Here is a 21132-nt window from a genome sequence, read left to right on the forward strand (position 1 = left end):
GAAGCGTTGCAGCATCTCCAGCACCGCATCCTTGTTCGCCAGGAACACGTCGCGCCACATCACCGGGTCCGATGCGGCGATGCGGGTGAAATCGCGAAAGCCGCCGGCGGAGAATTTGATGACCTCCGACTGGGTCACCTGTTGCAGGTCGTCGGCGGTACCCACGATCGTATAGGCGATCAGGTGCGGCAGGTGGCTGGTCACCGCCAGCACCAGATCGTGGTGATCGGGCGCCATCCGCTCCACGTCCGCGCCCAGCCGCCGCCAGAATTCCTCCACCCGCCCGACCGCGACCGGATCGCTGTCGGCCAGTGGCGTGACGATGCACCAGCGGCGGCGGAACAGCGTCGCGAAGCCTGCCTCCGGGCCGCTCTGTTCCGTGCCGGCGACGGGATGCGCCGGCACCACGCGCGGCGCGGGAAGGATCGCCGCCAGCGCGTCCGCGACCGCGGTCTTGCAGCTGCCGACGTCGCTGACGATCGCATCGGCGGGCAGATCGGCGGCGATCTCCTCCGCCACCGCGCGCATCGCGCCGACGGGGACGCACAGGATCACCAGATCGGCGTCGGTCACCGCCGCGCCCGCGGTATCGGTGACGTCGTCGACCAGATCGATCCGCCGCGCGGTTTCCCGCACCGTGGCATCGGCATCATGCCCGGTCAGCCGCACCGTCGGCATGCGATCGCGCACGGCGCGCGCGATCGACGAGCCGATCAGGCCCAGCCCGATGATGGTGACGCGGGTGAACGGCAGCATCAGCCCGCGTTCCGCACCTCGGCGCGCAGCACGTCGACCACCGCGCGCATTTCCTCCTCGCGGCCGATCGTGATGCGCAGGCCGTGCGGCAGCCCCTGTCCGGGCAGCCAGCGTACCGCATAGCCCGCCGCCATGAGCGCGTGATAGGCAGCCTCCGCGGACAGCGCGCCCTCGAACAGCACCAGCACGAAATTCGCCTTGCTCGGCACCGTGCGCAGCCCGGCATTGCCGAGTTGTGCGATCTCGCCGACGAACCAGTCGCGCCACACCAGATTGTGTTCGAAGCTGCGGCGCACGAACGCGGTATCCGCCAGCGCGGCGATCGCCGCGCGCTGCGCGCCGATCCCGAAGGAGAAGGGCGCGCGGATCCGGTGCATCGCCGCGATCAGCGCGGGGGCGCCATAGCCCCAGCCGACGCGCTCCGCCGCCAGCCCGAAGATTTTCGAGAACGTGCGCGTCACCAGCACATTGGGCTGCGTGCGCGCCAGTTCGAGCGCGCCGTCATCATCCTCCGGCGTCAGATATTCGGTATAGGCCTGATCTACCACCAGCAGCACGTCGCGCGGCAGCCCGGCATGCAGCCGGGCGATCTCGGTTCGGCTGGTATAGGTGCCGGTCGGGTTGTTCGGATTGGCGAGGAACACCACCTTCGTCCGCTCGGTCACCGCCGCCAGGATCGCGTCGATATCGGTGGCGTAATCGTCGTCCTGCACCACGACCGGCACCGCGCCGACACGCCGCGTTGCGATATCATAGACCGCGAAGCCGTATCGGACGTGGATGATCTCGTCGCCCACACCCGCGAATGTGCCGGCGGCGAGGTGCAGCACCTCGTCCGATCCGGTGCCATAGATGATGCGCTCGGCCTCGATCCCGTAATGCGCGGCCAGCGCGTCGCGTAGCGCGGCGGCGCTGGCGTCGGGATAGCGCTCCAGCTCGTCGGCGGCGTCGCGGAACGCGGTGCGCGCGCCCTGCGGTGTGCCGAGCGGATTTTCGTTCGACGACAGTTTCACCACGGGGCGGCCGTTGTCGGCGGTGGCCCGACCGGGAACATAGGGGGCGATGGCGGTGATCCACGGCTTGGCTTCGGGCGCGGCCGGGCGGGTGGGAGCGATCGTGTCGGTCATCCGCGCGCTGTACGGTCCGCGCGCGCGCGTGGCAACGGAGGGCGCCGGCCGCCCCCGCCCGGCCAGCCGCAGCCACCCGCCCTCGACGGGGCGGCGGTGGCGGTTTAAGGCGCAGGGCTCAATGCCTGACTTTCCTGCACCCGCCGATCCCCGTTTCGGGCTGGCGCGCCGCGTGACGCTGCCCGGTCCGCTGACGCTCGACAGCGGCGCCCGGCTGTCGCCGGTGGATATCGCCTACGAAACCTATGGCACGCTCGCCGCCGATGCCGGCAATGCGCTGCTGATCTGCCACGCGCTGACGATGGACCAGCATGTCGCCGGGCCCAATCCGCGCACCGGCAAACAGGGCTGGTGGACCCGCATGGTCGGGCCGGGGCGGCCGATCGATACCGACCGCTTCTTCGTCGTCTGCGCCAACGTGCTGGGCAGCTGCATGGGTTCGTCGGGGCCGGCGAGCATCGATCCGGCGACCGGATGCCCCTATGGCATGGACTTTCCCGTGATCACGATCCGCGACATGGTGCGCGCGCAGGCGATGCTGCTCGATCACCTCGGTATCGGCACGCTCGCCGGGGTGGTCGGCGGGTCGATGGGCGGGATGCAGGCGCTGTCATGGGCGGCGACCTATCCCGATCGCGTTCGCGCTGCGGTGGTGATCGCCTCCACCGCGCGCCATACCGCACAGAATATCGCCTTTCACGAGGTGGGGCGGCAGGCGGTGATGGCGGATCCGAAATGGCGCGACGGCGCCTATTATGATGGCGATCCCCCCGCCGCCGGGCTGGCGGTGGCGCGGATGGCGGCGCACATCACCTATCTGTCCGAGGCGGGGCTGACGGAGAAATTCGGTCGCCGGCTGCAGGCGCGCGAGCAAAAGAGCTTCGGCTTCGACGCCGATTTCCAGATCGAAAGCTATCTGCGCTATCAGGGGCTGTCGTTCACCGACCGGTTCGACGCCAACAGCTATCTCTATATCACCCGCGCAATGGATTATTTCGATCTGGCGGAGGAGCATGGCGGGCTGCTTGCGAACGCTTTTCGCGGCACGGCGACGCGCTTCTGCCTCGTCAGTTTCGACACCGACTGGCTGTATCCGACCGCCGAATCGCGCAGCATCGTGCAGGCGCTCAATGCCGCCGGCGCGCGGGTCAGCTTCGTCGAACTGACCAGTCCTTATGGCCATGACGCCTTCCTGCTCGATGCGCCCGAGCTGGAGCGCGTCGTCGGCGGTTTCATGGCGGCGGACCGATGACGTTGCGGGCGGATCTGGCGGTGATCGCGCGGCATGTGCCTGACGGGGCGCGGGTGCTGGATGTCGGCTGCGGCGACGGGGAGCTGATGGCGGCGCTGCGGGACACGCGCGGCGTCGATGCACGTGGACTGGAGATCGATCGCGGCAATGTCGCGGCGGCGGTGGCGCGCGGACTGAGCGTGATCCAGGGTGACGCCGATGTCGATCTGGCGGGGTATCCCGATCAAAGCTTCGATTACGCGATCCTCAGCCAGACGTTGCAGACCGCGCGCGCCCCCGATCGGGTGCTGGACGAATTGCTGCGGATCGGGCGGCATGCCTTCGTCAGTTTCCCCAATTTCGCGCACTGGCGGGTGCGACTGTCGCTATTGTGGGGCGGCCGTATGCCGGTGACGCGATTGTTGCCCGAGCGCTGGTATGACACGCCCAACATCCATCATCTGACAGTGGACGATTTCCGCGCCCATGTTGCGGATCGGAAGATCACGGTCGAGGGCGCGTGGTTTCTGTCGGGTGACAAGAGCACCGGCGGCGCGGCGGCGAATTTTCTTGCCGAACATGCCGTATTTCTGCTCACGCGGAACTGATCGGGCTTGATTTCGGTTAAGCGGGCGTGATGTGGACAGGACGATGACCAAAACGGCGCTGATCGTCGAAGACGAGATTTTCGTCGCGCTCGACCTGGAACGTATCCTGATGGATGCGGGCTATCAGGTCGCCGGTATCGCCGCTGACGCGGAAACCGCGTTGCGGACCGCGCCGGGATGCAGCTTCGCCTTCGTCGACGTCAACTTGCGGGATGGCCCCACCGGCCCCGACATCGCGCGACGGATCGCGCAGGAACATGGCATCAAGGTGGTGTTTGTCACCGCCAACCCCAGCCAGATCGCCAACCCGGCTGACGCGCTGGGCTATATCCGCAAGCCGTTCAGCGATGAAGCGATCCTGGCCGCCGCCCGGCTGGCCGCGGAGCCGGCCGACACGGCGTTGGTGCCGGACGATTTCGTCAGGTGGCCGGTCCGCGGCTGAACGCGGCGACGGGTGCCTCGATCGTCATGATCAGGCCGCGTGGTTCCCATGTCCGGTGAACCGTACCGCCCAACTGGCGCACCGCGCTCATCTCGATCAGCTGACTGCCGAAGCCATCGCTGGCGGGCTGCCCAATCACCGGGCCGTCGCACTCGCGCCAGATCAGCCGTACCTGACCGTCCTGTTGGTCGATCGTGATATCGACATACCCGTCGGGCACCGACAGCGCGCCATATTTGCTCGCATTGGTGGCCAGTTCGTGAAACAGCAGCGCCAGCGGCGTAGCGGAGCGATCGTCGACCGCCACGTCGTCGCCGTGCAAGCGGAATCGCTCGCCCGCCTCGCGCTGATAGGGTGCGAACAGCGTATCCAGCAGGCCGTACAGGCTTTCCTGATGCAGCTTCGGGCGGGAATGGGCGCTGTGCGGACGGACGAAGTCATGCGCCCGGCCCAATGCGGTGATGCGCTGGCGCAGGTCGTGCGCGATCGGCGCGATCGCGGGCTGCGTCCGCGCGGTGAACTGGATCAGGCCCGCGATCACCGAGAAGATGTTCTTGATCCGGTGGCTCAGTTCCTGACTGATCACCTCACGCTCTTCGAGCGCCAGTTTCTGTTCGTGGATATCGGTACAGGTGCCGAACCAGCGAACGATCGCCCCCGCGTCGTCGCGGATCGGCAAGGCGCGGCCCAGCACCCAGCGATAGGTGCCATCATGGTGCCGCAGCCGATATTCGATCTGATACGGCGCCCCGGTGGCCAGCGATTGCCGCCACACCGACCAGGCACGTTCCTGGTCCTCCGGATGGAACATGTCGTTCCAGCCCTCGCCATCGGTCGTCCCCGGGGGGGCGCCGGTGAAATCGTACCAGCGGGCATTGTAGTAATCGTGGAAGCCGTCGGGCAGCGTCGACCACACCATTTGCGGCATCGTATCCGCGAGCGTGCGGAAACGCAGTTCGCTGTCGTTCGCCGCCGCACGCGCCTCGCGCTCCGATTCGCGGCGGGCAAAGCCTTCGCGGGTGTCGCGCAGCAGCGCGCGCACGCCGGCGGCCAGCACCTCCAGCCCCTCTCGTTGTAACGCGGTCAGCCCCTCGGGACGCGGGTGATCGTCGATGACGCACAAGGAACCGAGCGGGTAACCGTCATCCGATATCAACGGCGCACCGGCATAGAAGCGGAGCTGCATTTCGCCGGATACCAGCGGATTGTCGGCGAATCGGGCATCCGCGGTGGCGTCGGGTACGATCATCACCCCCGATTGCCACATCGCATGCGCGCAGAAGGATTGCTCGCGCGGCGTCTCGCGCGCTGCCAGTCCGGTCCGCGCGAGGAAGAACTGGCGATGATCGTCCACCAGGCTGACCAGCGCCGTGCGCGTGCCGCATAGCCGCGCGGCGAAATCGGTGATCTGGCGCAGCGCCGCCGAGCCGTCGAGCGTCGCGGGATGATGCGCGGCCAGCACGGCGGTACGCGCCGCCTCGTCATGCGCGTCGGGGGTGATGGGGGGGCAGGCGTTCATCTAGAACGGCACGTCATCGTCAAGATCGTCCGCGAAGCCGCCCCCGAAACCGCCCGCGCCGCCGCCGCCGCCGCTGGCGCCGCCACGTGATCCGCCGCCGCTGCCGCCACGCGCGCCACCGGGATTGCCACCGCGTGCGCCGCCACCGAAATCATCACCGCCGCCCCAGTCGTCGCGACCGGCGCCGCCACCACCGCCACCGCCCTGCGGGCCGTCAAGCATCGTCAATACCGAGTTGAAGCCCTGCAGCACCACTTCGGTGGAATAGCGGTCCTGCCCCTGCTGGTCCTGCCACTTCCGCGTCTGCAACTGGCCCTCGATGTAGACCTTGCTGCCCTTGCGCAGGAACCGCTCGGCCACATTGGCGAGCCCTTCGTTGAAGATCGCGACCGAATGCCATTCGGTCTTTTCCTTGCGCTCGCCGGTATTGCGATCCTTCCACGATTCCGACGTGGCGATGCGCAGGTTCACCACCTTGCCGCCGTTCTGGAAGCTGCGGCTTTCGGGATCGCGTCCCAGATTGCCGACGAGAATGACCTTGTTGACGCTGCCTGCCATGAAACCCTCTTACAGGCCGGCGAACACCGCGGCCCAGTACGTAATCCCTGCCATCACGTAGGCGGTTGCGAACAGATAGCCAACCATGAACGCTGGCCAGCGCCAACCATTGGTCTCGCGCCGGGTCACCGCGATCGTGGAGATGCACTGCGGCGCGAAGACGAACCACATCAGAAACGCGAGCGCGGTGGGCAGCGACCAGCGCCCGCGCAACCGCTCCACCAGGCTCTGTTCGCCCGCCGCGTCGTCTGTATGGTCGATCGCATAGACGGTGCCGATTGCCGCCACCGCCACCTCCCGCGCCGCCATGGCCGGGATCAGCGCCAGCGCGATATCGTGGTTGAAGCCGATGGGGCGGACGATCACCTCCAGCCCGGTGGCGATCCGACCGGCGACCGAATATTCCGCCTGGCTGCGCCCCGCCGGCGCCTGCGGGAAGCTGAGCAGCGCCCACAGGATCACGGTGGTGAGCGCGATCGTGGTGCCGGCACGCTTCAGGAAAATCCACGCGCGGCTCCACAGCCCGATCGCGATGTCGCGCAGGCGCGGCATCTGATACTTGGGCATTTCCATCATGAAGCCCGAGCTTTCGCCCTTCGTCACGGTGCGGCGGAGCAACAGCGCGGCGACGAATGCGCCGACGATTCCCATCAGATAGAGGCCGAGCAGCACCAGTCCCTGCAACCCGACGAACGGCAGTACCTGCCGCGCCGGGATGAACGCGCCGATGATAATCGTATAGACCGGCAGCCGCGCCGAACAGGTCATCAGCGGGGCGATCAGGATCGTGGTCAGCCGGTCCTTCTCATCCTCCACAGTGCGCGTCGCCATGATCCCGGGCACCGCGCAGGCGAAGCTGGAGAGCAGGGGGATGAAGGCACGCCCCGATAGCCCGACCTGGCTCATCAGGCGATCCATCAGGAACGCGGCGCGGACCATATAGCCCGATGCTTCCAGCACGAGGATGAAGAGGAACAGGATCAGGATCTGCGGCAGGAACACCACCACTGCGCCCACACCGGCGATGACGCCGTCGGTCAACAGCGAGCGCAGGAAGCCGTCGGGCATCGCCGCCTTCACTGCCCCGTCGATCGCGGTGAAGCCGTCCTCGATCCAGCCGATCGGCGCTTCGGACCAGCTGAACACCGCCTGGAACATGATGAACAGCAGCGCCACCAGCAGCACCGGCCCCACCAGCGGGTGAAGCGCCACCGCGTCAAGCGTGTGGTTCCATCGGCGTACCGGCGTTTCGCTGATCGTCGCGGCGGCGGCGATCGCGCGCGCGCGCCGTTGCAGCGTCACGATATCGTCGTCGATGCTGCCGTCCGACGGGCGCAGCGCACGCATCGCGCCCGAGGTCGCACCGACCAGTGCCGTCAATTGCGCCCGCAGTTGCTCGATCCCGCGCCGTCGCACCGCCACGGTCGGGATCACGGCGACACCCAGTTCCGCCTCCAGCACCGCCGGATCGAGCACCAGCCCGTCGCGCTCCGCCAGATCGACCATGTTGAGCGCGACCACGACCGGCAGACCGAGCGCGATCAGCTGCAGCGCGAAGCGCAGGTGATTGTCGAGGTTCGACGCATCCACCACCACCACCAGCGCGTCGGGCAGGCGCTCGCCCGCCTGCGCTCCGGTGACGACGTTGCGGGTCACACGCTCGTCGGGGGAGGCGGGGTCGAGGCTATAGGCGCCGGGCAGGTCGACCAGCTCCACCGGCCGCCCGTCGTCGAGCGCGAGCCGGCCTGAGTGGCGCTCGACCGTGACGCCGGGATAATTGCCCACCTTCTGCCGTGCGCCGGTCAGCGCGTTGAACAGCGCGCTCTTGCCGGCATTGGGATTGCCGACCATCGCGACCAGCGGGGGCATTTCCATCAGCGAGCGATCAGGATCGGAGCGCCGGACGCGATCATTCCGCCGGCAGCGGATCGACAGAGACGCTGATCGTCGCGGCGACCGCGCGGCGCAGCGCCACCGTCATCCGCCCGATCCGACACGCGATCGGACCGCCCCCGAGGCGCGCGCGATGCAGCACCTCGACCGCGACCCCCTGGTCGAACCCCAGCTCGCGCAGGCGGCGCGCCTCCGGCGTCGCCAGCTGCGACCAGTCGATCGTATCGACCGTCGCCCGCCGATGCCGGGGCAGGGTTTCGAGGTTCATCGAGGGGATGATATCGGTCGCGGGCACGCGCTATCTATATGGCCGGTGCGATTGATTATCAATAAGCGATCGCGATCACCGTCGTCATACCACCGGGTAGCGCAACCGCCCGACGAAGCGGCTCAGGCTGGGGCGGTGCCGCGTGCGGCGGGCGAACCCCGCCTTGGCTTTCTCGAAGCGCATGATCCCGTCGATCCGCCGCGCCAGAAAGGCGCGCGTTTCGGTCTGTTCCGCGCTGTCGTCGTCAAGGAAGACGGTCAGCGTCGCGGTATAGACCGCCAGCAGCATCGCGCGCTTGGTGTAATGATTATAGTCAGTTGCCTCGTCCCCCGCGTGCCGCCAGATCCGGTCGACGCTCCGCCAGCCGAGCGCTGCGGCGCGGGTGAGATGCTGCGGCAGCGCCAGGATCGCGCGGGCGCGGCGCAGCGCCTCGCGATCGGGGGCGAGCGCGTCGAGCCGCGCTTCCACCAGCCGCGTGATTCGCTCGCGCACCTTCATCGTCGCCAGCGCCCCGGCGGGAACCGCCTCCACCATCGCGCGATCGATCGTGTCGAACCAGGCGTCGATCATGTCGACCGGCCCCGCCGGGAAGGCGAGCCGGGCGACGTCGCGATCCACCCCGTGCGTTTCCGCCGCCATCGCCAGCGCCGCATCGCCCCAGCCGTCGAACGCCGCATTGGCCGCCAGATCGGGCGCCAGTGCGGTGCGGATCTCGTCGAGCGTGCTATCCTCGGTCATCGGTTCTTCCCTGCCATCTGATCGGCCATTCCGTCGGTTATTGCGTCCGTCAACGATGCGGTCGCTGTAACAGGTCCGGGCTCGCGCCGCACCAGCACCAGCGCGACCGCCACCATCGCCACGCCGACCAGATCCGCCGTGCCCAGCCGCTCGCCGAAGCCGACCCAGCCGATCGTCCCGGCGACCACCGGCTGGATCAGCAGCGCGACCCCCATCACCAGCGGCGACAGCCGCCCCAGCGCATAGACCATGCATCCTTGCCCGATGATCTGGCTGATGAGGGCCAGCGCCAGCAGCGGCGTCCAGTCGTCGGGCACGATCCGCTCCCCCAGCACGATCGCGAACAGCAACAGCGGGGGGATCGATACCGCCGACGACCAGGCCAACGTCGCCAGCGGCGGCATCGTCCGCCGCACGTCGGCCATCAGGATGAAATAGACCGCGTACAGCACCCCGGCGAGCACGCAGAGGAGGTCGCCGAGCAGATGCCGCGGGTCGAGCTGATAGGATCGCCCCATCAACCGCGCGGCGCCGAGCACGGCGAGCAGCAGCGCGAGCGCCTGCGACTTCGAGGGCCACGTCCGCGCGATGAAAAAGCCCCACACCGGAAAGATGAAGATCGCGACATTGCCGAACAGCGTGGCATTGGCGAGCGTCGTCCCCAGGATGCCGACATGCCAGCTGCCCAGATCGGCGGCGAAGGCCACCCCCGCCAGCACCAGGAACAGCGCGAGCCGCCGCGGCGGCGCGGCGCGCGTGCCGGGGGACCGCGCCAGCCAGGCGGCCACCCCCAGCACCGGCAGCGCGAGCATGATCCGCCAGAAGGCGGCGGCGACGGGCCCGGTATCGGACAGGCGCACGAACATCGGCCCGAAGGCGAGCGCGGCATTGCCGATCGCGACCGCGATCAGCGCTGGGCCGTCGCCGCGAGGGTGCGGCGCCGCGAGGGCGGGATCGGTGACATGGATCGGCTGCATCGCCGCCCCATAACCATCCCCGGCGGGCGCGTCAGCGCCGATCGCAAGGTAGATGTCGGGGGGCTTGCCGATCGGCTTGTCGGCCGGATAGGTTTTCTTGAGCGACCGATCCGATGCAACTTGCGGCGTGGCTGCCTAGTTACCGCGCCTGATCACTTCACCACCGACTGTCTTTGGAGGTACACGGATGCCCAGCCTGTTCGACCCGATTACGCTGGGGGCGATCGAAGCGCCCAACCGGATCCTCATGGCCCCGCTCACCCGCACGCGCTCTACCGACGGGCATGTGCCGACCGGGATCATGATTGATTATTACCGGCAGCGCGCCGGCGCGGGCCTGATCATCTCCGAGGCGACCGGGATCAGCCGTCAGGGCCTGGGCTGGCCGAACGCGCCGGGGCTGTGGACCGCCGAGCAGGTCGAGGCGTGGAAGCCGGTGACCGAGGCGGTTCACACCGCGGGCGGGCGAATCGTCGCGCAATTGTGGCACATGGGCCGGCTCGCGCGCCCGGACGTCACCGGGCTGCAGTCGCTGTCGTCGTCGACGCTGCGCGCGCCCTATCACGATCCTGAAAAGAACCCGTATGACACGCCGCGCGCCGCGACGCTGGACGACATCCGCCAGACGCTGGACGATTATGCCGCCGCCGCGCGCAACGCGATGACCGCCGGCTTCGACGGGGTGCAGATCCACGGCGCGAACGGCTATTTCATCGACCAGTTCCTGCGCGACAACACCAACCAGCGCGATGACGAATACGGCGGTTCGCCGGAAAATCGCATCCGCCTGATGCGCGAGGTGGTGGAGCGCGTGATCGCGGAGGTCGGCGCGGGCCGCACCTCGATTCGCCTGTCCCCGAATGGCGAGACGCAGGGCGCCGACGACAGCAATCCCGAGGCGGTGTTCGTGCCGGCGGCGAAGGCGCTCAACGATCTCGGCATCGGTTTCCTCGAATTGCGCGAACAATCGCCCGACGGCACCTTCGGCGCGAGCAGCGTGCCCAAGTTGAGCCCCAGCATCCGCAAGGTCTTCACCGGGCCGCTGGTGCTTAACCAGGACTATAGCCGGGAAGCCGCACAGCGCGATCTGGACGAGGGCGTGGCGGATGCGATCGCTTTCGGCCGGCTGTATATCGCCAACCCCGATCTGGTGGAGCGCTTCCGCCGCGACGCGCCGCTCAATACGCCGAACCCGAAGACCTTCTACGCGCCGGGGCCCGCGGGCTACACCGATTATCCGGCGCTGGACGAGCTGGAAACGGCGCAGGCCTGATCCGGCGTCAGGCCACGCAGGGGGAGAGCCGCTCGCCGCGCGGCGGTTCTCCTCCCGCTGACCGATGGCCGTATGGAGGGGTGCGCTGCGGTCTGGGAAACTGCCCCCGCGCGCTACCCGAACCAGCCGCTCTTTCTTCTTGCCCCTCAGTCCGGGGCGGTCGCGTCGACCGGCGGTTCGTTCGCCATCGCCGCGGCGACCGCCTCCACCTTCGCCATCACGCGCAGCACATTGCCCTGCGCCAGCGCCGACAGATCGGTGTCGCTCCAGCCGCGTCGCGCCAGTTCGGCGAAGATCTGCGGATAGCCATCGACCCCTTTCAGTCCGATCGGCCCGGTGCCGCTGATCCCGTCGAAATCGCCGCCCAGCCCCACCGCGCCGCGCCCCGCCACCGTCGCGACATGCTCGATATGGTCTGCCACATCGCTGACCGTCACGACGGGTTCGGGATGCGCGCGGTCCCACGCCACCATCGGCGCCGGGGCGGCCGCGCCATAAATGTCGCTCTCGACCCCGACCGACTTGGCGAAGGCGGTGCGCTCGCCATCCCAAGCGCGCCAGCGTGCCGACACAAAACTGGGATAGAAATTGACCATCACCACGCCGCCGCCCGCGCCGATCCGCCGCAACAGCGGATCGGGGATGTTGCGCGGCGCGTCGGCGATCGCGCGGGCGGAGGAATGCGAGGCGATCACCGGCGCGCGCGACACGTCGAGCACCGCCGCCATCGTCGTGTCGGCGATATGGCTGACGTCCACGATCATCCCGATGCGGTTCATTTCCTGCACCACTTGCCGGCCGAACGCGCTCAGCCCGCCGGCGCGCGGGGCGTCGGTGCTGCTGTCTGCCCATTCCAGGCTTTTCCCGTGGGTCAGCGTCATATAGCCGACGCCCAGCGCCTTGTACTGGCGCAGCACCGACAGGCGCTTGTCGATCTGATGCCCGCCCTCGACACCGATCAGCGAGGCGATCCGCCCCGATGCCTGGATCCGGCGCACGTCGGCGGCGGTGGTCGCCAGCGCGAACGTATCGGGATAGGCGGCCGCCATGCGCCGGACGATGTCGATCTCCTCCAGCGTCATCTCCACCGCGCGCGCGCCGGTCACGCTGGCGGGGATATAGACCGACCAGAATTGCCCGCCGACATGCCCGCGCCGCAGCCGCGCGATATCGGTCTGCAGCGGATAGGCCCAGCGCGACGTATCCTGGCGCAGATCGAGCGATTCGACCTTCGCAGCGTAATTCTGGCGAATCTCCCACGGCAGATCGTTGTGGCCGTCGATCACCGGGGTGCGCGCCAGCAGCCGCTCGATACGCGCAGGCACCGGCGGTAGCGCGGCGGGGGCGGCGGGGACGGGCGAGGCGGCGGCAGCGGCTTGGGCGAGCAACAGGGCGATCATGCGGGGATCACAGCACAGCGCGATCGCGCCCGACAGCGAAAAAGCATCCACGCCCTATAACCGGCATCCCTCCAGCACGCTGGTGCCGCCGATCGCGCGCGCGTCGCGACAGGTCAGCCTAACCGCCATACCGGGGGTCAACAGATCGAGCGCGTCGATCTGCGTATCGGGCAGTTGCGCGATCACCGGCCGGCCTGGATCACGACCGGCGAGCGCGACGGTGCCATCGCCGTCGATCGCCACGACGATTCCGTTGACCCGCAGCGGCCCGCGCAGGCGCGGCGGCTCGCCGGCCTCGGCTTCCTCCGCGGTCATATTCGCCGCCAGCCGGTCCAGCGCGGCGGCGATCGCGGGGGCGGGGATCGGCGCCTCGCCGCCGATGATGCCCGCCAGTGGATCACTCGGCGTGGCGGAAGCGGGGGGGGAGGGAGAGGGGGTGGGGGCCGGCATCGGCTCCGGCGTCGGGGTGGCCGGGCCGGGCGTTGCGCCGGCCGATGGCGCCGCATCGGGGCGCCCTGCGATCGCGCGCGCACCTTCGCGCTGCTGGATGAACACGACCGCCAGAATCATCGCCGCGACGCCCCCCAGCGCGACCAGCCACCAGCCCGGAAAGCCGCCGCGCGCCCCGGCGTCCGGCGGGGGCGTGACGGGCACCGCCGTGCCGCAGGCGGGGCAGAAGCGCGCGCCCTCGGGCAGGGGCGCACCGCAATGAAGGCAGGCGCGTGCCACCGACGTCAGAACAGCCCCGGCAGCTCGCGCTGCGGCGTGGAGGCGTCGGCGGGGGTCAGCAGGCGGCGTTCGGGCGCATCGATCGCGGCCGCACGATCGACGCTGGCGGTCGCGCCGATCCGCGTGCAGCTGCGCCCGGCGAGGAAATCGAGCGCGGCGCGGGTGGACGCTTCGTTGGCGTCGCCCAACTGATAGGAAATGTCGTCGCTCGCCTGGCAACTCGCCTCCACCTTGCTGGCGAGGCCGTTGAAATAATCGCCCTGGCGCGCGGCATTCTGCAACGCGAAGGCGATCACGCGCAGCCGGTCATCGGGGCAGGCGGGATTGTCGAGCGCGATCTGGCCGACCGGCTTGCCATAGGTGTTGCTGCCGATCAGCGCGGCATTGCCGTGGAGATAGGGGATCATCGCGTTGATGACATATTCGCTGGCGGAGGCGGTGCGCCCGGTGCCGATGAAGGCGATCTTCATCGGGGCGATCGCCTGTGTTGGCGGGGCGAAATAGGTGGTCTTGTTCTGGCTCGACTTGGAGGTGCGGAAGGTGGTGTAGGCTTGCACGTCGGCGGTGCTGCGGTCGGCGCCGAGCAGGTTGGTCAGCAATTCCGCCACCGATACGAGGCCACCGCCGTTATAGCGCAGGTCGACGATCACCTGGTTGATCCCCTGCGCGCGAAAGGCGGCGAAGGCGGTGCGCAGCTGGTCGTTGGCGGTGCTGATGAAGGTGCGCAGATTGACATAGCCGACCTGACGGCCGCCATCGGCGATGATCCTGTAGCCATAGCGGGACGATAGCGGGGACAGCGTGAAATCCGCCTTGGCCAGCGTGACGTCGCGCGTCCCCGCCGCATCGCGGATCCGCATGACGCGCTGTACCCCGCTGTCATCGGGGCCGAGCGCGTCGGTCAGCCCGTCGGTGCCCTGCGATGCGATGATGTCGCTGACCGTCCGGACGGTGCTGCTGCTGGTGCCGATGCCGACGATCTGCGTGCCGCGGTCGATTCCGGCGTTCAGCGCCGGCCCGTTCTCGAACGATTCGATCACGAACAATTGGTTGCTCGTGTCGAGCGCCAGGCGGATGCCGAATCCGGCGGTGCTGCCCGAGTTGTAATAGGCATTCTCTTCCGCAACCGAGGTGACATAGCTGAAATAGCGGTCACGCCCCTGCGCGCGCGCGGTGGCGGTCAGCGCGTCGAGATAGGTCGACAGATCGGTATAGGCCGCCGGATCAAGCCCGGTCGGCAGCGTTTCGGGGAAGAGATACCATTCGTTCATCTGCGCCAGCAGCCATTGTTGCCGCGCCGCCAGCGTGCAGCCTGAGCTCGTGCTGGAGCCGGTGCCCGTGCCCGTCGAGCCGCCCGTGCTACCGGTCGTCCCCCCCGCCGCGCCACCAGCCGTGCCGCTCCCTCCACCGGAAGAGCCGTCGCCGCCGCCGCACGACGCCAGCATGGCCGCCATTGCGAGCCATCCGCCCCATCGCGCTCCCCATGCCCCGCGGTTACGCATCACACACCTCTCCCGATCGATCGACGCACCCTAGCGGGGGTGCGAAACGCAGCAAAGCCGATTAGCGTGGCGTGGCGCCCGCTGGCGATCGCCAGTGCCCTGTTATCGATCAGAAAGGACCGACCTTGATGCCACAGCCCCAATCTCTCGCCGCCCCCCTCGGCGCGCTGGCGATGCTGCTCTCGCTGGGCGGCTGCGGCGGGGGTGACACCCGCAATGCGGAGGCGATCACCAATGGCGCGGCGAACGGTGATACGATCGTCGAACGGATCCAGGCGATGAACGAGGGCGAGCGCAACGTCACGCTGTTTCGCGCGATCCGCGATGCCGGTCGCGATTGCCAGGGGGTGACACGCTCCGTTCCGACCGATCCGGTGCAAGGGCGCCCGGCATGGATCGCGACGTGCGATAACCAGGGGGAGTGGCTGATCGCGATCGCGCCGAACGGCACCGCCATCGTCAGCGGCGGCCGCACGACCGGGTGAGGTGCGGGTCACCCGTCGATCAGCCGCAGCGTTGCGGCGTCGGGGGCGGGGAAGAAGGCGCGCAGCGCGGCCGCGACCCCGGGCGGCGCCCCGGCCCGATCGAACAGCGTCAGCGATGAGCACAGCTTGATCGCGTCGATGGTGCCCAGGATCGCCGTCGCGGGCCGGTCGCGGTGCCGCATCAGCGCCGCGACGCTCTCGGCATAGCGTGATCCCAGCACGGGGTGCGCCAGATAACGGCGCGCCTCCCCCAGATCGGCGATCGCATAGCGCGCCGCCATCGCACTATGGCCCAGTCCGGCGATCTGCGGAAACACGAACCACATCCAGTGCGAGCGTTTCTCGCCGGCGCGCAATTCGGCCAGCGCGACCGGATAGACATCCTGCTGGGCGGCGAGAAAACGATCGAGCGACATGTGCGTCCAACGCGCCTGCGCCGGCCCGGATGCGCGCTGCTACCGGCGATCGGGCGGCGGTGTGATCGGGCGGCGGTGTGATTAGGGGGCGGTGATCGTCTGCGCGCGCCCCTGATCCTTGGCGCGATACAAGGCGGCATCGGCCCGCGCCATCAGCGCCGCGCGGCCCTCGCTGGCGGTTCCCTCGGCCACCCCGGCGGAGAAGGATACCACGCCGATCGGCTCGCCCGTCTCGCGCACGCGCAGCCGGCGCAGCGTCATCGCATGGCGGGCATGCTCCACCTGCCGCGCGGCCTCTTCCAGCGTGACCCCCTCGAAGAGCAAAGCGAATTCCTCTCCGCCATACCGTGCGACCAGGCACCGGCATTCGGCGCGCAGTGTCTTCGCGACCGACCGGATCACGCGATCGCCGACCGCATGGCCGAAATTGTCGTTGACCCGCTTGAAATGATCGATGTCGCAGATCGCGACGGTGATCACCTTGCTGCGGTCCAGCGCGGCGAATGCCTCATCGAAGGCGCGCCGATTGGGCAGGTCGGTCAACGGATCGGTCCGCGCGGAGCCGCGCGCCTCGTCCAGCGCGACGCGCAGTTCGTCGGTTTCGCGGCGGGCGGCGTCGAGCCGCGCTTCCGCGCGCTGCACACGCTCGATCATGTCGTCGGTCAGGCGCCCGATCTGCTCGGAGGTGACGGCCGGGCCGGCGTCGCGGATCAGTGCCGCGCTACGTGCCAGATCGCGGCCGAAATCCCCCGCTTCGGCATGCGCGTTGCGCATCGTGTCGCCGAAGCCGTCGATCTGCATCAGGATGCGCTCGATCATCGCCTCATGCGTCGCGGCGTCCGCGATCATGGCGTCGTCCGCAGCGGCATCCTGCCCGTCGTCGACCGGGGCGCCGATCACGGCCTGCCCGCCCAGCGACGTGATATCCTGCGCGGTGAGGCGGACGCCGCCGTCGGTGATCGCGGCGACGCGCTGCGCAATCAGCCCGGCGGCGTTCGACAGCACTTCGTGCGCCAGCGCATAATGGGCCGGGTCGGGGCTCAGGCGATGCGCCGACAGGAAGGCGCCGATCTGCGCGAACAGCCGGTCGCCGGTACTACCCTCCCGAATATCGATCGCCTTGCTCGCCACACCGTGCCTCCGACTCCCGAGGCGCGATCTGCGCCTCGTTAGAGAGGGATGCGTATCAGTCGACTCGCTAAGATATGGTGACCTCGCCCCGGCGGATCAGCGCGCGGCGCTCTTGCCGGTCAGCTTCTGCACCGCTGCCAGGGTCTGGCTGACATGTTCGGCGGGGCTCATGTCCGAATGGACGAAGGCGATCCGTCCGTCGCGTGCGATCACGTAACTGGTGCGGCTGGTGACATCGCGGCCCTTCACTTGTCGGCCCAGCGCGACATCATAACCGGCAATCACGCGCGGCCCCGCGCTGGCGACGGTGAACTTGCCGGCGCATTCGCTCGATGAGAATGCCTGCAGGTCGGCGACATTGTCCGCCGACATGCCGATCACCGTCGCCCCGGCGGCGCGGAAAGCGTCGATCTTCTCGGCGAAGGCGCGTGCTTCTGCGTTGCAGCCGGAGGTGAAGGCGGCGGGGAAGAAATACAGCACCACCGGGCCGCGTTTCAGGGCGGTCTTCAGATTGACGGGCACGATCTTGCCCGCCATCGCCCCGCGCGTGGCGAAGTCCGGGGCCACCGCTCCCGGCGCGAGCGTGGCATGCGCCGGCGCGGCCAGCGACAATGCGGTGAGGGCGGCGGCGGCAAGCGGAATCAGGCGCATCGACATTACTCCGATGGGGGCGATGCGATAATCCTAGCCTGCCTTGGCCGCGCGCGATAGGTCGCCGCCATGCCCGTGCGCCCAGCCGATATCGATCTCGCCCAACGCCTTGCCGATGCGGCGGGCGCGGTTATCCGCCCTTATTTCCGGCGCCCGGCCGGACTGGAAACGAAAGCGGATCAGTCGCCGGTGACGCGCGCTGACCGCGAGGCGGAGGAGGCGATGCGCCGCCTACTCGATGCCGAGCGATCGGGCGACGGCATCATCGGAGAGGAATATGGCGAAAAGCCCGGCGTCACCGGGCGGCGCTGGATCCTCGATCCGATCGACGGCACACGCAGCTTCACCGCCGGGCGCGCCATTTTCGGGACGCTGATCGCGCTGGTCGAGGATGGCTGGCCGGTGCTGGGGGTGATCGACCAGCCGGTGCAGCGCGAGCGCTGGCTGGGTGTCGCGGGGCAGCCGACCCTGTTCAACGGCGGCCCGACGCGCACCCGCGCCTGCCCGGCGCTGCGTGGCGCGATCGTCGCCACCACCAGCCCGCATCTGTTCGCGGAGGGAGACGTGCCGCATTATATGGCGCTGGTCACCGCCGCCAGCGGGGGCGCGCCGCGTCAGGGGCCGGTCTATGGTGGCGACTGCTACAATTACGGCCTGCTGGCGAGCGGGCATCTCGATATCGTCTGCGAATCGGGGCTGAAGCTTTACGATTTCGCTGCGCTGGCACCGGTGGTCGAGGGCGCGGGCGGACGGATGTGCGACTGGAATGGCGATCCGTTGACCGCCGACAGTGCCGGGCACGTGCTCGCGATTGGCGATCCCGCCCGCACCGACGAGGTGCTGGAGGCATTGCGCGGCGCGGTCGACGACGGGATCGCGCACGACCATTGATCGCAGGTCGCTGCAATGCCGATTAGCCGCTCGCCCGCGGCAAGGTGGCTGTCCGTGCCGGAACGACGGTGCCGTCGTCAGAAGATCCCCAGGAATTTCTTTCGCTTCGGCTTGTCCTGCACGGTCGTGGTGCCGTCGCCGACGTCCTTGCGCGGCTCGCCTTTCCCGGTGCGTTGCGCGGCGGCGGTCTTCGCGCCGAGGACGGGGCCGCATTGCGCCGCCTTGGCGTCGCCCGGATCGATGAACGCGAGCAGCGCCGCCACCGGGGTTGCGACCAGCGCAAGCCCCAGCCCGGCCCCCGCGCGCGTCAGAAGCTGCGGTGACAGCACCTCGAGCCGCGGCGTGGCGAAGGTCCCCGCGATGCCCACCGGCGACTGACCCGAGAACAGGCTGAACCGCTTGGCATCGGCACGGATCGCGATATCCACCGCCTCGCTGCGGAAACTGAAGCCGCCGCGGCCCAGCACGACGTTCTTCTGCGTATCGATCAGGATCGGGTCGGTGGCGGCGATGCCGTTGCGCACCGTGAAGGCGATCAGCCCGCAATTGATGCGCACCGGCTCCTTCAATTCGTCCTCGAACATCTTTTGCACGAACGTGCCGATATCCAGTTCGGACAGTTCGACGTTCCGCGTCCACAGCGCGCCCGCGGGCAGCACGAACGCGATCCGGCCGGAGGCGGTGGCAAGCGAGTCGTGGATGGTATCGCCCCGCCCCACCAGCTCGATACGCCCGCGGACCGTGCCGGTGGTCCCCGCCTCCGCCACGCCATAGCCGGCCAGCAGCCGCCCCATCGGCGTCGGCGCCAGCCGGATATCGTAGCGTATCGCGCTCGGCCGCTGGCGTGTGTCGAAGATCGCATCCGCCGCGACATGGCCGCGCGCCATCGTGAAGGTGAGCGGCGACAGCACCAGCCGCCCGCGATCGAGATCCAGTCTGAGATCGACGTCGCTGATCGGCACCCGCCGCGAGCGCAGCGCGGCGACATGCCATGTCAGGTCGGCGTCGAACCGCTGCATCGTCGCGATCGGCAATGCCGCGTCGGGCAGCAGCCGCGCCGGCGCCGCGCCGGTCGCGGCGGCGGCCGCGACCGCGCCCTTTTCCGCCACGATATCGGGATTATAGCCGATGAAAGGGGCGGCATCGATGATGTCGAGCCGTTTCGTCTGCAGCGTCGAATCGAGATGCAGCCGCTCGCCATTGGTGACGGTCAGCCGCCCGGCGAGATCCGAGTCGCCGAACGTGCCTGCCATCCGTGTGAAGCGATATTCCTGTCCCTGCTGCACCAGTTGCGCGCGCAGCCGATAGTCGCGGGTGGTGGGGATGACGACGCCGATGATCTCGAGCAGCGTCGCCAGGTTGCGTCCGCGCGCGCGGACCGCCAGCGGCACCCCTTCGATCTGCGCGAGGCTCGGCAACGTCCCCGCGACATCGATGACATTGCCCGCCGCCCGTGCCCGCATCACCAGTTCGTTGCGCCCGCGCGCCACCGTGGCATCGGGCGACAGCAGCCGCGCGGCGACGGTGAATGGCGTGTCGCGCAACTGGCCGTTGCCGCTCACCCCGACCGCCTCCCCGATCCGCGCGCCGGTGGAGCGAATCGTGTCGAGCGACAGGTCCGCCAGCAGGCGCATGCGCGGATCGCGGTAGCGGACCGTCGTACCGGTGATGGAGGCACGGTCGATTCGCGGCAGATCGAGCGGCTTGCCGCCCTTTTTCTCGCTGAACGTCCAAGTGTTGCGGTCGTGCGCCGCATTCCATTCCAGGTCGATCGCGCCGTTGGTCAGGTCGAGCCAGTGGAAGTGCCGCGTGCCGAACAGCAGCGACAGGGGTGCGATGCGCGCGTCGATCCGGTCGGCCGCGAACAGGCGCGGCCGGGTCGCCCAGCCGGGATTGGCGACCGACACGCGCTCGGCGTAGAATTTGATCCGCCACGGCGCGAAATACAGCTGGAAATCGCCCCCCACCTGCACGTCGCGGTGAGTCAATCGCCCGGCGATCGATTCGAACGGCCGCTTCAGGAAACGGCCCTTGGTGATGAACAGCACCAGCCAGATCGCCGCGATTAGCGCCACCGCGCCGATCAGGATGGCACGGGCGATCCGCCACGCCCGGCGGCGGCGCGATACCGGGGGCGGCGCGGGGGGCGGCGTCGCATCGGGCGTCACGGCATCCACGGGGGCGGTCGTTGCCATGGCGGCACAATCGCGCCACCCCCGGCTCGGGTTCCGCCGGCGTGACCCGTGTCGAGCGCGGATGCGGCCATTGCTTTTGCCGGGCCATATCGCTATGCGGCCCGCTTCCCGAGCGACATGGCGCTTGAAGACTGCCCGGCCATCCAGGGCTGCCGCGGCCGTCCCAGCCATGACGTTCCAGCAGAAAGGACCAAAATGCCCAAGCTCAAGACGAAGAGCGGCGTCAAGAAGCGCTTCAAGCTCACCGCCACCGGCAAGCTGAAGCATGGCGTCGCCGGCAAGCGCCACCGCCTCATCAGCCACAACGGCAAGTACATCCGCCAGAATCGCGGCACCACGGTG

At 68.8% G+C, this 21132-nt stretch carries 22 protein-coding genes; 7 read left to right on the top strand and 15 right to left on the bottom strand.

The window, feature by feature from the left end:
* Together ACFDSW_RS06330 and hisC are read right to left on the bottom strand one after the other, a co-directional pair.
* Nucleotides 1-756, bottom strand: a 756-nt coding sequence (locus ACFDSW_RS06330; RefSeq protein WP_375249432.1) for a prephenate/arogenate dehydrogenase family protein, incomplete at its 3' end; no start/stop codon positions are given.
* Nucleotides 756-1883, bottom strand: coding sequence for a histidinol-phosphate transaminase (hisC, locus tag ACFDSW_RS06335; RefSeq protein WP_375249433.1), 1128 nt, complete (start codon nt 1881-1883; stop codon nt 756-758). The genes ACFDSW_RS06330 and hisC, both read right to left, overlap by 1 nt.
* Before the next feature lie 121 nt (nt 1884-2004).
* Between hisC and ACFDSW_RS06340 the strand changes: the two genes are divergently transcribed.
* The 3 genes from ACFDSW_RS06340 to ACFDSW_RS06350 are packed head-to-tail and all read left to right on the top strand — an operon-like array spanning nt 2005 to nt 4164.
* On the top strand, nt 2005-3135 hold the full coding sequence (locus tag ACFDSW_RS06340) for a homoserine O-acetyltransferase (RefSeq protein WP_375249434.1): 1131 nt from the start codon (nt 2005-2007) through the stop codon (nt 3133-3135).
* Nucleotides 3132-3722, top strand: a complete 591-nt coding sequence (metW, locus tag ACFDSW_RS06345; RefSeq protein WP_375249435.1) for a methionine biosynthesis protein MetW — start codon at nt 3132-3134, stop codon at nt 3720-3722. The genes ACFDSW_RS06340 and metW overlap by 4 nt, the downstream gene beginning before the upstream one ends.
* Before the next feature lie 43 nt (nt 3723-3765).
* A complete protein-coding gene (locus tag ACFDSW_RS06350) occupies nt 3766-4164 on the top strand; it encodes a response regulator (protein ID WP_375249436.1) in 399 nt (132 codons plus the stop codon).
* On the opposite strand, the gene ACFDSW_RS06355 is transcribed toward ACFDSW_RS06350, so the two are convergent.
* From ACFDSW_RS06355 to ACFDSW_RS06380, 6 genes are all read right to left on the bottom strand, one after another.
* Nucleotides 4142-5683, bottom strand: a complete 1542-nt coding sequence (locus ACFDSW_RS06355; RefSeq protein WP_375249437.1) for a sensor histidine kinase — start codon at nt 5681-5683, stop codon at nt 4142-4144. The genes ACFDSW_RS06350 and ACFDSW_RS06355 overlap by 23 nt on opposite strands.
* Complete coding sequence (gene ssb / locus ACFDSW_RS06360; protein WP_375249438.1) at nt 5684-6241, bottom strand: single-stranded DNA-binding protein; 558 nt, start codon at nt 6239-6241, stop codon at nt 5684-5686.
* Nucleotides 6242-6250: 9 nt separating this feature from the next.
* Nucleotides 6251-8116, bottom strand: a complete 1866-nt coding sequence (locus ACFDSW_RS06365) for a ferrous iron transporter B (protein ID WP_375249439.1) — start codon at nt 8114-8116, stop codon at nt 6251-6253.
* Nucleotides 8117-8150: 34 nt separating this feature from the next.
* A complete protein-coding gene (locus ACFDSW_RS06370) occupies nt 8151-8402 on the bottom strand; it encodes a ferrous iron transport protein A (protein WP_375249452.1) in 252 nt (83 codons plus the stop codon).
* 84 nt (nt 8403-8486) lie between these two features.
* Entirely contained in the window at nt 8487-9140 is a 654-nt protein-coding gene (locus ACFDSW_RS06375) for a COQ9 family protein (RefSeq protein WP_375249440.1), read from the bottom strand.
* Nucleotides 9137-10117, bottom strand: coding sequence for a DMT family transporter (locus ACFDSW_RS06380; RefSeq protein ID WP_375249441.1), 981 nt, complete (start codon nt 10115-10117; stop codon nt 9137-9139). The genes ACFDSW_RS06375 and ACFDSW_RS06380 overlap by 4 nt, the downstream gene beginning before the upstream one ends.
* 187 nt (nt 10118-10304) lie before the next feature.
* Here ACFDSW_RS06380 and ACFDSW_RS06385 point away from each other — a divergent pair, with 187 nt between their 5' ends.
* Nucleotides 10305-11390 carry an alkene reductase gene (locus tag ACFDSW_RS06385; protein WP_375249442.1) on the top strand — a complete coding sequence of 362 codons (1086 nt, stop codon included), beginning with the start codon at nt 10305-10307 and terminating at the stop codon, nt 11388-11390.
* Between the two features lie 146 nt (nt 11391-11536).
* Here ACFDSW_RS06385 and ACFDSW_RS06390 read toward each other — a convergent pair whose 3' ends face one another.
* From ACFDSW_RS06390 to ACFDSW_RS06400, 3 genes are read right to left on the bottom strand one after another with little or no spacing between them, the layout of a single operon-like run.
* The gene (locus ACFDSW_RS06390) at nt 11537-12841 is read right to left on the bottom strand and encodes a dipeptidase (RefSeq protein WP_375249443.1); all 1305 of its coding nucleotides are present in this window, start codon (nt 12839-12841) and stop codon (nt 11537-11539) included.
* A gap of 3 nt (nt 12842-12844) precedes the next feature.
* On the bottom strand, nt 12845-13519 hold the full coding sequence (locus ACFDSW_RS06395; protein WP_375249444.1) for a zinc-ribbon domain-containing protein: 675 nt from the start codon (nt 13517-13519) through the stop codon (nt 12845-12847).
* A 5-nt stretch (nt 13520-13524) separates the two neighbouring features.
* Nucleotides 13525-14973, bottom strand: coding sequence for a S41 family peptidase (locus tag ACFDSW_RS06400; protein ID WP_375249445.1), 1449 nt, complete (start codon nt 14971-14973; stop codon nt 13525-13527).
* A gap of 176 nt (nt 14974-15149) precedes the next feature.
* On the opposite strand from ACFDSW_RS06400, the gene ACFDSW_RS06405 reads away from it, so the two are divergent.
* Nucleotides 15150-15506 carry a hypothetical protein gene (locus ACFDSW_RS06405; RefSeq protein WP_375249446.1) on the top strand — a complete coding sequence of 119 codons (357 nt, stop codon included), beginning with the start codon at nt 15150-15152 and terminating at the stop codon, nt 15504-15506.
* Between the two features lie 8 nt (nt 15507-15514).
* On the opposite strand, the gene ACFDSW_RS06410 is transcribed toward ACFDSW_RS06405, so the two are convergent.
* The 3 genes from ACFDSW_RS06410 to ACFDSW_RS06420 all read right to left on the bottom strand — a co-directional run bounded on the left by ACFDSW_RS06410 (nt 15515) and on the right by ACFDSW_RS06420 (nt 17704).
* Nucleotides 15515-15922 (bottom strand): DUF1810 domain-containing protein, encoded by a 408-nt coding sequence (locus tag ACFDSW_RS06410; RefSeq protein ID WP_375249447.1) that lies wholly within the window; start codon nt 15920-15922, stop codon nt 15515-15517.
* An 81-nt stretch (nt 15923-16003) separates the two neighbouring features.
* The gene (locus tag ACFDSW_RS06415; RefSeq protein ID WP_375249448.1) at nt 16004-17053 is read right to left on the bottom strand and encodes a GGDEF domain-containing protein; all 1050 of its coding nucleotides are present in this window, start codon (nt 17051-17053) and stop codon (nt 16004-16006) included.
* Between the two features lie 96 nt (nt 17054-17149).
* Entirely contained in the window at nt 17150-17704 is a 555-nt protein-coding gene (locus tag ACFDSW_RS06420) for a peroxiredoxin (protein ID WP_375249449.1), read from the bottom strand.
* A gap of 69 nt (nt 17705-17773) precedes the next feature.
* Between ACFDSW_RS06420 and ACFDSW_RS06425 the strand changes: the two genes are divergently transcribed.
* Nucleotides 17774-18595, top strand: coding sequence for an inositol monophosphatase family protein (locus ACFDSW_RS06425; RefSeq protein ID WP_375249450.1), 822 nt, complete (start codon nt 17774-17776; stop codon nt 18593-18595).
* A gap of 77 nt (nt 18596-18672) precedes the next feature.
* Here the strand turns inward: ACFDSW_RS06425 and ACFDSW_RS06430 are convergent, their stop codons facing one another.
* Nucleotides 18673-20790, bottom strand: a complete 2118-nt coding sequence (locus ACFDSW_RS06430) for an AsmA family protein (RefSeq protein WP_375249451.1) — start codon at nt 20788-20790, stop codon at nt 18673-18675.
* A 195-nt stretch (nt 20791-20985) separates the two neighbouring features.
* On the opposite strand from ACFDSW_RS06430, the gene ACFDSW_RS06435 reads away from it, so the two are divergent.
* Nucleotides 20986-21132: 50S ribosomal protein L35 (locus tag ACFDSW_RS06435; RefSeq protein ID WP_375249453.1), on the top strand; the 147-nt coding region annotated here is incomplete at its 3' end.

This window comes from Sphingomonas sp. (genome assembly GCF_042091075.1).
Classification (GTDB): domain Bacteria; phylum Pseudomonadota; class Alphaproteobacteria; order Sphingomonadales; family Sphingomonadaceae; genus Sphingomonas.

Bases quoted from the DNA above. Each gene is read 5' to 3' on its own strand.
- hisC (WP_375249433.1), bottom strand. From the start codon at position 1,883: ATGACCGACACGATCGCTCCCACCCGCCCGGCCGCGCCCGAAGCCAAG.
- ACFDSW_RS06340 (WP_375249434.1), top strand. From the start codon at position 2,005: ATGCCTGACTTTCCTGCACCCGCCGATCCCCGTTTCGGGCTGGCGCGC.
- metW (WP_375249435.1), top strand. From the start codon at position 3,132: ATGACGTTGCGGGCGGATCTGGCGGTGATCGCGCGGCATGTGCCTGAC.
- ACFDSW_RS06350 (WP_375249436.1), top strand. From the start codon at position 3,766: ATGACCAAAACGGCGCTGATCGTCGAAGACGAGATTTTCGTCGCGCTC.
- ACFDSW_RS06355 (WP_375249437.1), bottom strand. From the start codon at position 5,683: ATGAACGCCTGCCCCCCCATCACCCCCGACGCGCATGACGAGGCGGCG.
- ssb (WP_375249438.1), bottom strand. From the start codon at position 6,241: ATGGCAGGCAGCGTCAACAAGGTCATTCTCGTCGGCAATCTGGGACGC.
- ACFDSW_RS06365 (WP_375249439.1), bottom strand. From the start codon at position 8,116: ATGGAAATGCCCCCGCTGGTCGCGATGGTCGGCAATCCCAATGCCGGC.
- ACFDSW_RS06370 (WP_375249452.1), bottom strand. From the start codon at position 8,402: ATGAACCTCGAAACCCTGCCCCGGCATCGGCGGGCGACGGTCGATACG.
- ACFDSW_RS06375 (WP_375249440.1), bottom strand. From the start codon at position 9,140: ATGACCGAGGATAGCACGCTCGACGAGATCCGCACCGCACTGGCGCCC.
- ACFDSW_RS06380 (WP_375249441.1), bottom strand. From the start codon at position 10,117: ATGCAGCCGATCCATGTCACCGATCCCGCCCTCGCGGCGCCGCACCCT.
- ACFDSW_RS06385 (WP_375249442.1), top strand. From the start codon at position 10,305: ATGCCCAGCCTGTTCGACCCGATTACGCTGGGGGCGATCGAAGCGCCC.
- ACFDSW_RS06400 (WP_375249445.1), bottom strand. From the start codon at position 14,973: ATGGCGGCCATGCTGGCGTCGTGCGGCGGCGGCGACGGCTCTTCCGGT.
- ACFDSW_RS06405 (WP_375249446.1), top strand. From the start codon at position 15,150: ATGCCACAGCCCCAATCTCTCGCCGCCCCCCTCGGCGCGCTGGCGATG.
- ACFDSW_RS06410 (WP_375249447.1), bottom strand. From the start codon at position 15,922: ATGTCGCTCGATCGTTTTCTCGCCGCCCAGCAGGATGTCTATCCGGTC.
- ACFDSW_RS06420 (WP_375249449.1), bottom strand. From the start codon at position 17,704: ATGCGCCTGATTCCGCTTGCCGCCGCCGCCCTCACCGCATTGTCGCTG.
- ACFDSW_RS06425 (WP_375249450.1), top strand. From the start codon at position 17,774: ATGCCCGTGCGCCCAGCCGATATCGATCTCGCCCAACGCCTTGCCGAT.
- ACFDSW_RS06430 (WP_375249451.1), bottom strand. From the start codon at position 20,790: ATGGCAACGACCGCCCCCGTGGATGCCGTGACGCCCGATGCGACGCCG.